Below are 11,345 nucleotides of genomic sequence, written 5' to 3' on the forward strand. Positions count from 1 at the left end.
GCGCAGCAAATCGGCTAAGCGCGCGCCCGGACACCCTGCGCGGCACGCGCGGCTATTTCGGGAAACATCATGAATCTGCGCAACGTGGCGATCATCGCCCACGTCGACCACGGCAAGACCACGCTCGTCGACCAGCTCTTCCGCCAGTCGGGCACCTTCCGCGACAACCAGCGCGTCGAAGAGCGTGCGATGGATTCGAACGATCTCGAGAAGGAGCGCGGGATCACGATTCTCGCCAAGCCCACTTCGATCGAGTGGGAAGGCACGCGCATCAACATCGTCGATACGCCGGGCCACGCCGATTTCGGCGGCGAGGTGGAGCGCATCCTTTCGATGGTCGACGGCGTCGTCCTGCTGGTCGATTCGTCCGAAGGCGCGATGCCGCAGACCAAGTTCGTGACCGGCAAGGCGCTGGCGCTCGGCCTCAAGCCCATCGTCGTCGTCAACAAGGTCGATCGTCCCGACCAGCGCATCCAGGAAGTGCTGGACGAGGTGTTCGACCTGTTCGTGTCGCTCGACGCGAATGACGAACAGCTCGACTTCCCGGTGCTCTACGCCTCGGGCCGCAACGGCTATGCGAGCGAGGATCCCGATCGGCGCGAGGGCACGCTGACGCCCTTGTTCCAGAAGATCGTCGACCATGTTCCGCCGCCCTCGCTCGACACCGAGGCGCCGTTCACCTTCCTCGTCACGCTCCTCGATCGCGACAATTTCCTTGGTCGCGTGCTGACGGGCCGCGTCACCAGCGGCAAGGTGAAGGTCAACCAGGCGATCCATGCGCTCGACATGGACGGCAACGTCATCGAGACGGGCCGCGCGTCGAAGATCATGACCTTCCGCGGGCTCGACCGCGTGCCGACCGACGAGGCGCAGGCGGGCGACATCATCTCGCTCGCGGGTCTCGCGGTCGCGACGGTGTCGAACACCATCGCCGATACCTCGGTTTCGACGCCGATCCAGGCGCAGCCCATCGATCCGCCGACGCTGTCGATGCGCTTTGCGGTGAACGACTCGCCGATGGCGGGTCGCGAGGGCACCAAGGTGACGAGCCGCATGATCCGCGACCGCCTGATGCGTGAGGCCGAATCGAACGTCGCGATCAAGGTGACCGAAAGTGCCGACAAGGACAGCTTCGAGGTCGCCGGCCGCGGCGAGCTTCAGTTGGGTGTGCTGATCGAGACGATGCGCCGCGAGGGCTTCGAGCTCGGCATCAGCCGTCCGCGTGTGCTTTTCGGCGAAGACGAGAATGGCGGCCGTACCGAACCGTACGAAACCGTCATCATCGACGTCGACGAGGAATATTCGGGCTCGGTCGTCGAGAAGATGAACATCCGCAAGGCCGAGATGACCGACATGCGTCCCTCGGGCGGCGGCAAGACGCGCATCACCTTCTCGGCGCCGTCGCGCGGGATGATCGGCTATCATGGCGAGTTCCTGTCGGACACGCGCGGCACCGGCATCATGAATCGGCTGTTCGAGAAATACGGGCCGTACAAGGGCCCGATCGAGGGCCGCAAAAACGGCGTCCTCATCTCGAACGGTGCGGGCGAGGCCAATGCCTATGCGCTTGGCCCGCTGGAGGAGCGCGGCGTGCTCATGGTGGGCGTCGGCGAGGCGCTGTACGAGGGCATGATTATCGGCGAGAACGCCAAGCCCGAAGACCTCGAAGTCAATCCGATGAAGTCGAAGCAGCTCACCAACTTCCGCGCATCGGGCAAGGACGATGCCGTCCGCCTGACGCCGCCGTGGAAGCTGACGCTCGAGCAGGCGATCGCCTATATCGACGACGACGAGATGGTCGAAGTGACGCCCAAGACGATCCGCCTGCGCAAGCGCTTCCTCGATCCGCACGAGCGCAAGCGCGCGAGCCGCGCCAAGGCGGCCTGACGCGATCAGCCTTCGCCCGGTGCCTCCACGGCATCGGGCGCACGGCTTTCGATCATCGCGACCAGCGCGGGAACATCGCGAATGCTGGCTAGCGTGCGCGCGTCGATCAGCGTGGAGACGTGCGCTTCGCGCTCGATCAGGACCAGCGGCAGCGGCTCCGCGACGTCCGGATGATCGCGTTCGAATTTCTGGCGATGATAGAAGCGCGGGGGCGCGGCGAGGCGGCGGAGGAACGCGCGCCAGTCGCGCCGCATCGCCACCGCGCCATAGGTAACGGCGCACAGCGAGCATGGGTATGTCGCCGGCGACACCAGCTTGTGCGCAGCGTCGAGCAGCGCCGCGGCCAATCCATCGTCGGCATTGTAGACGAACATCAGCCGCGCCGCGCTCATCGGGTCTATTGTACCGCCGTTACGCCCGGCCGCTCGCGATGTAGCGCTCGACCTGCTCCTCGAGCACGCCGAGCGGCATCGCGCCGTTCGACAATATCGCTTCGTGGAAATCGCGGATGTCGAAGCGGCTGCCCATTTCCTTCTCGGCACGCGCGCGCAGTTCGGCGATCTTGAGCTGGCCGATCATGTAGCTCGTCGCCTGGCCAGGATTGTTGATGTAGCGATCGACCTCGCGAACCAGATCGATTTCCGAAATCTGCGAGTTGTCGCGGAAATATTGCTGCGCCTGCTCGCGCGTCCAGCGCTTCGAGTGGATGCCGGTGTCGACCACCAGCCGGATCGCCCGCCACATCTGGAGCGAGAGCATGCCGAACTGCGAATAGGGATCGGCATAGCCGCCCATCTCCTGCGCCAGCCGCTCGGTATAGAGACCCCAGCCTTCCGAATAGGCGCTGTAGCCGCCGAATCGCCGGAACTTGGGCAAGCCCTCCAATTCCTGCTGGCGGGCGATCTGGAAATGATGGCCCGGCGCGCCTTCGTGCACCGAAATGCCTTCCATCTGCACCTTCTGCACCTGCGCCATGTCGGCCAGATTGACGTAATAGATGCCCGGGCGCGATCCGTCGGGCGCGGGGCGGTTGTAGAAGGCGGTCGATGCCGTCGCTTGTCGCCATTCCTTGACCGCCCGGACCTCGAGCTCGGCCTTGGGAAGCGTGCGGAAGAAGCGCGGCGCGGCGGTCATCATGTTGGCGATCACGCCGCGCGCATCGGTGAGATACTGCTCGCGGCCTGCCTGTGAGTTCTCGTACTTGAACTGCGGGCTGGTGCGGATGTGCGTGAAGAATGCCTTGAGATCGCCCTGAAAGCCTACGCGCTGGCGGATCGCTTCCATCTCGGCGCGGATGCGCGCGACCTGATCGAGGCCGATCTGGTGGATCTGGTCGGCGGTCAGCTCGGTCGTGGTGTTCTGCGCAAGACGCGCTGCGTAGAATTCGGCCCCGTTGGGCAGGCTCCACGCGCCGTTATTGCCCTTGGCCTGCGGCTCGATCTCGTCGAGCACGGCGAACAGCGTATCGAAGCCGCGCTTGAACGGTCCTGTGAGCGCAGCCTGCCCGGCAGCGAGCAGCCGGTCCTTCTCGGCCTGCGCCACGTTGAGCGCGTTCACCTTCTTGCGGAAATCGGCCATCACGGTCGAATCCTCGCCGGCGGTGAACGGCGCCCCGACCAGCACTTTCTTCGCGTCGTTGCGCGCAGGCGCGAACACCATCTGTGGCGGCACGATGCCCTTGGCTGCCTGCGCGCGCATACGAGCCGAGACCTCGCGCATCACGCGTTCGGTCTCGGCGATGCGCGAGACATAGGCTTCGGCATCGGCGACCGAGCCGACGCGGTGATTGTTGAGCAGGAAAGTGGGGATCGACCCCGCAGGGCTGCCATTGGTCGAGACGGGAAAGCCGTGATCGCGCCATGGATGCATGCGGCGCATATTCTCGACCTGCACTTCGTACAGCCGATAGCTGAGACGGCCGCTGTCGGAGAGCTGGGCGGGATCGAAGCGCTCGCGCATGCCCGCAAGCGTCGCTTCGGCGATCGCGAGGCGCTGGTCGGCGGTACGGCCGGTATAGTCGTCGAGCTTGCCGTAATCCTGCTTGCTGCCGAGGCTGGTGAGCGTTTCGGGGCTGAGCGCCGCGGCGCGATCGAACGCGGCGTCAAGATAGGCGACGAGTGCGGCGTCCTGCGCCTGCGCGGTAGCGGGCGTAGTGGCGGCGGGCTGCGCGGCGATCGTTTGCGGCCCGGTCGCATCGGGCTGAGTGCAGCCTGCGAGTGCGGTGCTTAGAAGAAGCGAAAGCGGGATGACACGCATGAACAGGCCCTTGAAGTTGAACGGGAAGGATGGGGCAAGGCTATCGACCGGGCGCCGGGCCGGCAAGGCCGGGCGCCGTGTCGAGCGCTGCGTCGAAAGCGCGGACCGCCGCCAGAATGGTGGCCGCTGAACCGCGGAAGAACTCGACTGGCACCTTGCCCGCCGTGTCGCCCGGCTGGTGATAGTCAGTATGATCCTCGACGCCGAAATAGACGAAGGGGATCGACTTGGCGTGGAAGGCGGCATGGTCCGAGAGTTCGACCCAGTCGTCGTCGCCTTCCTGCGGGCCTTCGTGCCCGAAGCGCAGCTTGATCGGCGCCTCGTTGGCGAGCGTATCGAGCACGGGTTGCAACTGCGGGTAGGTCTTCCCGCCGACGGCGAAAAGCTCGCCCTTGTCGCTGCGGCTTACCATGTCGAGGTTGATGTTGAGCGCAATGCGCGCGAGCGGCACCGGGGGATCGGCCACGAAGGCACGTGCGCCATAGAAACCCGGCTCCTCGGCATCCCAGAAGGCGAGGATTACCTTGTGGCGCGCCGGCTTGTCGGCGAGCGACTGCGCGATGGCGAGCAGTGCGGCGACGCCCGAGGCATTGTCGTCGGCGCCGGGATGCAGCCTGCCGCCCTGCATGCCGACATGATCGTAATGCGCGCCGACGACGATAACACGATGATCGTCGCGATCGGTGCCGTCGATCTGCGCCAGCACGTTGGTGCCGCGCAGCGCCCGCCCGCGATGGCGCGTGCGGAAGGGACGTTCGTAGCGGGCGTAGAGCGGCGCCGCGCCGATCGCCTCGAGCCGGGCGATGATATGCGCGCGGGCACGCGCCGAGCCGCGCGTGGCGGGGGCGCGGCCTTCCATGCGGGGGGCCGCGAGCGTCGCCAGATCGGTGAGCAGCGGATCGCTTGCCTGCGACGAGGCGAGCAGTGCGAGCGGCAGGGTGAGCGCGAGCATGCGCTGCCCTAGCGCGCGGGTGCGGCTTCGGAAAGGCCGATCCGCGCGGCCAGCCATCGTGCGGCGGCGGCGGGGCTCTGCTTGCCGGCATCGCGATCGACGCGGTAGTTCGCCTCACGCATCGCCTCGACCGGGATGCGGCCGATGAGCGGCGCGAGCGCGGCGGAAAAGCGCGCATCGTCGGCGCGGGCGGGGGCGAGAAGCAGCAGCGCGTCATAGCCGGGGATCGCGCCCTTGGGATCGGCGAGGACGCGCAGGCGATCGGCGGCGATGCGGCCGTCGGACGAGAAGGCGGGGATCACGTCGGCGCGGCCGCTGGCGAGCGCGCGGTACATGAAGGTGGGGTGATAGGGCGTCTGGCTGGCGAAGCGCAGGCCATAGGCGTCGCGGACGGCGCGCCATTCGGGGCGTTCGAGAAACTCGACATCGGTGCCGAAGGCAAGATTGGGGGCGACGCGCGAAAGGTCGCTAAGTGTACGCACTTCGAGCTTTTCGGCATCGGCCTCGCGCATGGCGAAGGCGTAGGCGTTCTCGAAGCCGAGCGTCCCCAATGTGCGGACACCACGGGTTTCGCGTGCCCAGTCGCGTACGCCGGCGACGATGGCGGCGCGGGGCGGCACGTCGGTGCGCTGCATCTGGTTGGTCCAGAGCGTTCCCGAATAATCGACATAGACGTCGATATCGCCGTTCGCGAGCGCATCGAACGCCACCGCCGAGCCCAGCCCCTCGCGATAGCGGACGCGGTATCCCGCGGTTTCGAGCCGGTTTCCGATTAGGCGGGCGAGAATATACTGCTCGGAAAACCCCTTGGCGCCGACAGTGACAACATCGGCGCCAGGCGACAGCTTCGGCGCCACCGAGACGAGCAGCGCGGCGCCGAGCAGCGCCAGGCTCGCCCATGCCCGCCACGGCCGTCGCGCACGCAAGCCGTGCTCGGCGGATGCGAGCAGCATATCGACTGCCATCGCCAGCGCTGCCGATGCGATGCAGCCCGCGAGCACGAGGTTCCAGTTCTGCGTCTGGAGGCCGGCGAAGATGAGATCGCCAAGGCTCGCCGCGCCGACGGTGGTCGAGAGCGTAGCGGCGCCGATCGTCCATACCGCCGCGGTGCGGATGCCCGCCATCAACACGGGTGCCACCAGCGGCGCCTCGACGAGGCGGAGCTTCTGCCATGGCGTCATGCCGACACCATCGGCGGCCTCGATGACGGCGGGATCGAGGCCGACGAGGCCGGTCACGCCGTTGCGCAGGATCGGCAGCAGCGCATAGAGCGTGAGCGCCAGCAGCGCGGGCAGGAAGCCGAGCGCGGGGATCGCACCGCCGAGCAGCGCCGACAGCGACAGTAGCAGCGGATAGAAGAGCGCGAGCAGCGCCAGCGCCGGGATCGTCTGGACGAGGCTGGCGATGCCGAGCGTCACGCGTGCGACGGCGGGGCGGCGCGCCGAGACGACGGCGAGCGGCAATGCGATGGCGAGGCCGAGCGCCAGCGCGGCGAATGCCAGCAGGACATGCGCGGCGAGCAGTTCGGGGACGCGTGCGAAAGCTTCGGTCATGCGCGTTCGAGCCGGGCGAGGCGGTGCGCCTGCTCGCGTGGCACGGCTGCCAGCGCCTCGGCCTCGGCCCCGGCTTCGCCGCGCATCAGTGCGGCTGGCGTGGCATCGGCGACGATGCGGCCCTGCGCCATCACCAGCACGCGATCGGCGAGCAGCATCGCTTCGGCCATGTCGTGCGTGACCATGACGGTGGTGAGCGCCAGCCGATCGTGCAGGCCGCGGATCGCCTCCCCCAGACTGGCGCGCGTGACGGGATCGAGCGCGCCGAACGGCTCGTCCATCAGCATCAGCCGCGGACGCGTGGCGAGTGCGCGCGCGACGCCGACGCGCTGGCGCTGGCCGCCCGAGAGCGCATCGGGAAGGCGATTGGCGACCTCGCCGGGGAGTTCGACCAGCGCCAGCAGTTCGTCGACGCGGGCGCGGCGCTCGGCGGGGGCGGCGCCGGCAAGGCGCAGGCCGATCGCGATATTCTCGCCCACCGTCATGTGCGCGAATAGCCCGGTGTTCTGGAACACATAGCCGATGCGGCGGCGCAGGTGCGGCGCGGGCTCGGCGGCGACATCGGCACCGGCGATCGTGATGCGGCCGGCATCGGGATCGATCAGGCGGTTGACGGTCTTGAGCAAGGTCGACTTGCCCGAGCCCGAGGTGCCGACGAGCGCGACGAAGCTGCCGCCGGCGATGGCGAGCGACACGTCGTCGACCGCGACGACACCGCCGGGATAGCGCTTGGTGACGCCATCGAAGGCGAGGGCGGGGCCGCTTTGTTCTGGCATTGATGCCGACCATGCGGAATGATCGCGCCAAGGTCAAAATGATGGGAGCAGGATGCGTGGTCGATTATCGCAAGCGCATATTCGTGACGGGCGGCGGATCGGGCATCGGCCGCGCGACGGCGGCGCTGTTCGCGGCGCGCGGATGGCAGGTGGGGCTCGCCGATATCGACGCGGCGGCGATGGCGCGCGTCGCCGCCGAACTGCCCGCCGGGCAAGCGAGCACGCATGTGCTCGACGTGCGCGACCGCGATGGCTGGGACGTGGCGCTCGCCGATTTCGCGGGCGAGGGCGGCATCGACGTGGTGTTCAACAATGCCGGCATCGCGGTGGGGGGCGTGTTCGCCGACGCCGATCCGGCCGAGCTTGCGCGTTGCGTGGCGATCAATTTCCAGGGCGTGGTATGGGGCGCGCATGCCGGATACCGCTACCTGAAGCGCGCGCCGGGTGGCGGCCTGCTCAACACTGCGTCGGCCGCCGGCATCTATGGCACGCCGGGTGCTGCGATCTATTCGGCGACGAAATTCGCGGTGCGCGGGCTGACCGAGGCGCTGGAAGGCGAATGGCGCGCCGAGGGCATCAAGGTGCGCAGCCTGATGCCGAGCTTCATCGATACGCCGCTGCTCGATGCGGGCGTGCCGGGCACCAACCAGAATGTGCGCGAGCGGGTGCGCGATGCCGGGCTGGAGTTCACGCCCGTCGAGCAGGTGGCCGAGGCGGCGTGGCGCGCGGTGCATGGCGATGCGGTGCACACGGTAGTGGGCAAGACCGCCGAACGGCTCAAATTCGCTGCGCGCTGGATGCCGGGTGCGCTCCGTAAGCAGATGGGGCGATCGCTTTGAGGGGGGTGATGCGCGGTGGCTGGGTGTCGTTCTGCTTTGAAGCCGCACGAAAGGGCCGTGCTTCGACAGGCTCAGCACGAACGGTGAAAGGGAGGTTTCGGATAGGTCGGAAACCAAGTTGAAGGGATGGGCGACGGTTAATGGGCGGGAAGTCGCCAGTCCGCTTTCGGGCGTCGATCACCGAAGCAGCCGCTCAGCAGCGAACGCGCGGAAGCACCCTCTCAACACCGCTGTCATTTGGGATAATGATTGCCGTGGGCTTTGCATCACTATCAAACTTGTAAAAGAATCCCGTGTCCGCATTACCCACAAATAAGCTCTTGCCATTAGTATATATTCGTAAATTATTGACGGTGTTTACGACCGCGTTACGTTTAAACTTGGGAAACCCTTTATCTTGGTGGTTTGAACTTGATATGGGACAGCCACATCATTGCTATTGACCACAACCTTTCCGGCCTGAGACCCATAGCAGCCGATAAACGCCTTTGGGTTGGCTAGATCAGGACCAGGCTCGACCGGAATCCAAAGGCGTGACACCAAAAAGATCGCCGCGACGGTCAGGGCCACCGCTGTTATGATGAATGGTCTCATCGTCTTTGTCGGTCCACGTCAACGGCATCCTTTCGACCGCCATTAGGATCGTGGTAGCAAGTCGGAATGTCCGCAATGGGTTCGGTTGCGGACTGACAGCATCTTTGGATTGACCACCCCGGCATCGCGTTGCGCTACGCGATCGGCAGGCCGTGCATCGTGAGGAAGCTCAGCCGGTCCCAATAGCCGCGCTGGAAGGCGATGCGGCTTTCGCGCACGGTGAAGAAGCCGCAGCCGCGCAGACCCAGCGGATCGCGCCATTCGAGCGCGCAAACGTCACCGGCTTCGTGGATCGCTTCGACGACGCATACCATGTCTGCCTCGGCCAGCTCGCGCACGAACATCGCGCGGATCGCGGCGCGGCCTTCGACGGGGGCCTGCACCACCTGATGATTGACGGCGTCTTCATGGTAGAGCGCCGCCAGTCCATCGACATCGCCGGCGTTGAAGCGATCGACCCAGGCCTCGACCACCTGCCGCGGCGTCACGGCGTGTCGACGAGCGCGTCGATCGCCTGCGCCATGTCGATATCGCGCTCGGAAAGCCCGCCGGCGTCGTGCGTCGTCAACAGGATTTCCACGCGGTTGTACACATTCGACCATTCGGGATGGTGATCGGCCTTTTCGGCGAGCAGCGCGACGCGCGCCATGAAGCCGAACGCCTCGGAGAAGTCGGCGAAGGCGAAGCTGCGCGTGATGGCATCGCGCGCCTCGTCGTGATCCCATTCGGGCAGGCCTTCGAGCGCATCGACGCGCTCGGCTTCGCTCAGTTGCTCGATCATGCGGTGTCTCCTATGCCCGCCCACATGGCCGATGCACCCGCCTTTTGCCAAGTCGCTCCCGATGCCGCCGCGATCGAGGCGATGGCGCGCGCGGCGCTGGCGCGCATCCCTGCGCCCTTCGCCGAGCATCTGGCCGATGTGGTGCTGCTGATCGAGGACTATGCCGATGACGAGACGCTGGCGGCGCTCGGCATCGACGAGCCGATCGAGCTGACGGGGCTGTATCACGGGCGCCCGCTCGGCGAGAAATCGAGCTTCGACAGCGCCGCGATGCCCGATCGCATCCACCTCTACCGCCTGCCGATATTGTGGGAATGGATCGACACCGGCGTGCGGCTCGACGATCTGGTCCATCATGTTGTGGTGCACGAGGTGGGGCATCATTTCGGCCTTTCGGACGACGACATGCACGCGCTCGAGGCCGCGGCCGGGTGAGCCTGACGTTCGACGGCGTGACCTGCGCGCGCGGCGGGCGGGTGCTGTTCACCGAGCTTTCGTTCATGGTGCCGGCGGGCGGCGCGCTGATGGTGCTGGGGCCGAACGGCGTCGGCAAATCGAGCCTGGTGCGCGTGGCGGCGGGGCTGCTAGCGCCCGTGGCCGGGCAGGTCGAGCGGCCCGAGCGGCTGGCGCTGGCGGGCGAGGCGGCGGCGCTCGACGCCGAACTGCCGCTGGCCAAGGCGCTGGGCTTCTGGGCGGCGATCGACGGGCGCGGCGATGCGGTGGCGGCCGCGCTCGGTGCGATGGCGCTTGCCGATCTGGTGCAGGTGCCGGTGCGACTGCTCTCGACCGGGCAGCGCAAGCGTGCGGCGCTGGCGCGGGTGATCGCGAGCGGTGCCGCGTTGTGGCTGCTCGACGAGCCTGCGAACGGGCTCGATGCGGCGGCGACGCGGCTGCTCGAGGCGGCGATCGCCGCGCATCGCGCGGGCGGCGGTGCGGTGCTGGTCGCCACGCATGTGCCCGTGGCGGTGCCCGATGCGCAGGAACTGCGGCTGTGAGCGGCTTTGCGGGCATCGCGTGGCGCGAGCTGCGGCGCGCCTGGGCAAGCGGCGGCGTGCTGCTGCCGGTCGCGTTCTTCCTGCTGGTGACGATCCTGTTCCCCTTCGCCGTCGGCCCCGATCCGGCGCTGCTGGGGCGGATCGCGGGTGGCGTGCTGTGGTCGGCGGCGCTGCTCGCGGCGCTGCTGCCTGTCGAGCGGCTGGTCGGCCCCGATCTGGAGGCCGGCGTGCTCGATCAGCTGGCGGTGCGCGGGCTTCCCGATGCGATGGTGGCGCTCGCCAAGATCGCGGGGCACTGGCTGGGGTTCGGCCCGCCGCTGATCGCCGCGAGCGTGATCGCCGCGGGGTTGCTGGGCATGCCGGGCGAGGCGCTGGCGCGCACGATGCTGGCGCTGGCGATCGGCACGCCGGGGCTGGCGGCGCTGGCGGTGGCGACGGGTGCGCTGACCGCAGGCTTACGCGGCGCGGGGGCGATCGCGGGGCTGGTGATGTTGCCGCTGGCGCTGCCGCTGTTGATCTTCGGCGTGGGCGAGGGGCCGGGGGCGTTGAAGCTGCTGGGTGCGGTATCGCTGCTGCTGCTGGCGGGCGCGCCCTTCGTCGCGGGGGCGGCGATGCGCGTGGGGCGCGAATGACGGTGCCGGCTGCAGGAATCGAACCCGCGACCCCCTGATTACAAATCAGGTGCTCTACCAACTGAGCTAAGCCGGCGCGC

12 protein-coding genes and 1 tRNA gene are annotated in these 11,345 nt (G+C 67.5%); 5 read left to right on the forward strand and 8 right to left on the reverse strand.

The features are described 5' to 3' along the window. Nucleotides 1-69: 69 nt before the first annotated feature. Nucleotides 70-1,887 carry a translational GTPase TypA gene (gene typA, locus FBR43_RS04505; RefSeq protein WP_136942043.1) on the forward strand — a complete coding sequence of 606 codons (1,818 nt, stop codon included), beginning with the start codon at nt 70-72 and terminating at the stop codon, nt 1,885-1,887. Between the two features lie 5 nt (nt 1,888-1,892). Here typA and FBR43_RS04510 read toward each other — a convergent pair whose 3' ends face one another. Genes FBR43_RS04510 through FBR43_RS04530 form a run of 5 tightly spaced genes read right to left on the reverse strand, consistent with a single transcriptional unit; the run spans nt 1,893 to nt 7,424 of the window. Next, nucleotides 1,893-2,279, reverse strand: a complete 387-nt coding sequence (locus FBR43_RS04510) for a hypothetical protein (protein WP_136942044.1) — start codon at nt 2,277-2,279, stop codon at nt 1,893-1,895. A 19-nt stretch (nt 2,280-2,298) separates the two neighbouring features. After that, nucleotides 2,299-4,143 carry a DUF885 domain-containing protein gene (locus FBR43_RS04515; protein WP_136942045.1) on the reverse strand — a complete coding sequence of 615 codons (1,845 nt, stop codon included), beginning with the start codon at nt 4,141-4,143 and terminating at the stop codon, nt 2,299-2,301. A 40-nt stretch (nt 4,144-4,183) separates the two neighbouring features. Beyond that, nucleotides 4,184-5,095: a M20/M25/M40 family metallo-hydrolase gene (locus FBR43_RS04520; protein ID WP_169542491.1), complete on the reverse strand. Its 912-nt coding sequence runs from the start codon at nt 5,093-5,095 to the stop codon at nt 4,184-4,186. 8 nt (nt 5,096-5,103) lie between these two features. Next, on the reverse strand, nt 5,104-6,648 hold the full coding sequence (locus FBR43_RS04525) for an ABC transporter permease/substrate-binding protein (protein ID WP_136942047.1): 1,545 nt from the start codon (nt 6,646-6,648) through the stop codon (nt 5,104-5,106). Further along, complete coding sequence (locus tag FBR43_RS04530) at nt 6,645-7,424, reverse strand: ATP-binding cassette domain-containing protein (protein WP_136942048.1); 780 nt, start codon at nt 7,422-7,424, stop codon at nt 6,645-6,647. Before FBR43_RS04530 ends, FBR43_RS04525 begins: the two co-directional genes overlap by 4 nt. A 38-nt stretch (nt 7,425-7,462) precedes the next feature. Here FBR43_RS04530 and FBR43_RS04535 point away from each other — a divergent pair, with 38 nt between their 5' ends. Continuing rightward, on the forward strand, nt 7,463-8,263 hold the full coding sequence (locus FBR43_RS04535) for an SDR family oxidoreductase (protein ID WP_249276460.1): 801 nt from the start codon (nt 7,463-7,465) through the stop codon (nt 8,261-8,263). 728 nt (nt 8,264-8,991) lie between these two features. On the opposite strand, the gene FBR43_RS04540 is transcribed toward FBR43_RS04535, so the two are convergent. Together FBR43_RS04540 and FBR43_RS04545 are read right to left on the reverse strand one after the other, a co-directional pair. Continuing rightward, on the reverse strand, nt 8,992-9,345 hold the full coding sequence (locus FBR43_RS04540; RefSeq protein WP_136942049.1) for a nuclear transport factor 2 family protein: 354 nt from the start codon (nt 9,343-9,345) through the stop codon (nt 8,992-8,994). Further along, on the reverse strand, nt 9,342-9,638 hold the full coding sequence (locus FBR43_RS04545) for a 4a-hydroxytetrahydrobiopterin dehydratase (RefSeq protein ID WP_136942050.1): 297 nt from the start codon (nt 9,636-9,638) through the stop codon (nt 9,342-9,344). The genes FBR43_RS04540 and FBR43_RS04545 overlap by 4 nt, the downstream gene beginning before the upstream one ends. A 24-nt stretch (nt 9,639-9,662) precedes the next feature. On the opposite strand from FBR43_RS04545, the gene FBR43_RS04550 reads away from it, so the two are divergent. Genes FBR43_RS04550 through FBR43_RS04560 form a run of 3 tightly spaced genes read left to right on the forward strand, consistent with a single transcriptional unit; the run spans nt 9,663 to nt 11,265 of the window. Next, complete coding sequence (locus FBR43_RS04550) at nt 9,663-10,073, forward strand: metallopeptidase family protein (protein ID WP_169542492.1); 411 nt, start codon at nt 9,663-9,665, stop codon at nt 10,071-10,073. Continuing rightward, nucleotides 10,070-10,633 (forward strand): heme ABC exporter ATP-binding protein CcmA, encoded by a 564-nt coding sequence (gene ccmA, locus FBR43_RS04555; RefSeq protein ID WP_169542459.1) that lies wholly within the window; start codon nt 10,070-10,072, stop codon nt 10,631-10,633. Before FBR43_RS04550 ends, ccmA begins: the two co-directional genes overlap by 4 nt. Continuing rightward, nucleotides 10,630-11,265, forward strand: coding sequence for a heme exporter protein CcmB (locus FBR43_RS04560; protein ID WP_136942053.1), 636 nt, complete (start codon nt 10,630-10,632; stop codon nt 11,263-11,265). Before ccmA ends, FBR43_RS04560 begins: the two co-directional genes overlap by 4 nt. A gap of 3 nt (nt 11,266-11,268) precedes the next feature. Here FBR43_RS04560 and FBR43_RS04565 read toward each other — a convergent pair. Beyond that, nucleotides 11,269-11,341 (reverse strand) — tRNA-Thr (locus FBR43_RS04565). Nucleotides 11,342-11,345 lie beyond the last annotated feature (4 nt).

This window comes from Sphingomonas baiyangensis (assembly GCF_005144715.1).
Lineage (GTDB): Bacteria > Pseudomonadota > Alphaproteobacteria > Sphingomonadales > Sphingomonadaceae > Sphingomonas > Sphingomonas baiyangensis.

What these genes read in the sequence shown, in the direction of transcription:
- typA (WP_136942043.1), top strand. Translation starts at nt 70, where the DNA reads ATGAATCTGCGCAACGTGGCGATCATCGCCCACGTCGACCACGGCAAG.
- FBR43_RS04510 (WP_136942044.1), bottom strand. Translation starts at nt 2,279, where the DNA reads ATGAGCGCGGCGCGGCTGATGTTCGTCTACAATGCCGACGATGGATTG.
- FBR43_RS04515 (WP_136942045.1), bottom strand. Translation starts at nt 4,143, where the DNA reads ATGCGTGTCATCCCGCTTTCGCTTCTTCTAAGCACCGCACTCGCAGGC.
- FBR43_RS04520 (WP_169542491.1), bottom strand. Translation starts at nt 5,095, where the DNA reads ATGCTCGCGCTCACCCTGCCGCTCGCACTGCTCGCCTCGTCGCAGGCA.
- FBR43_RS04525 (WP_136942047.1), bottom strand. Translation starts at nt 6,648, where the DNA reads ATGACCGAAGCTTTCGCACGCGTCCCCGAACTGCTCGCCGCGCATGTC.
- FBR43_RS04530 (WP_136942048.1), bottom strand. Translation starts at nt 7,424, where the DNA reads ATGCCAGAACAAAGCGGCCCCGCCCTCGCCTTCGATGGCGTCACCAAG.
- FBR43_RS04535 (WP_249276460.1), top strand. Translation starts at nt 7,463, where the DNA reads ATGATGGGAGCAGGATGCGTGGTCGATTATCGCAAGCGCATATTCGTG.
- FBR43_RS04545 (WP_136942050.1), bottom strand. Translation starts at nt 9,638, where the DNA reads ATGATCGAGCAACTGAGCGAAGCCGAGCGCGTCGATGCGCTCGAAGGC.
- FBR43_RS04550 (WP_169542492.1), top strand. Translation starts at nt 9,663, where the DNA reads ATGGCCGATGCACCCGCCTTTTGCCAAGTCGCTCCCGATGCCGCCGCG.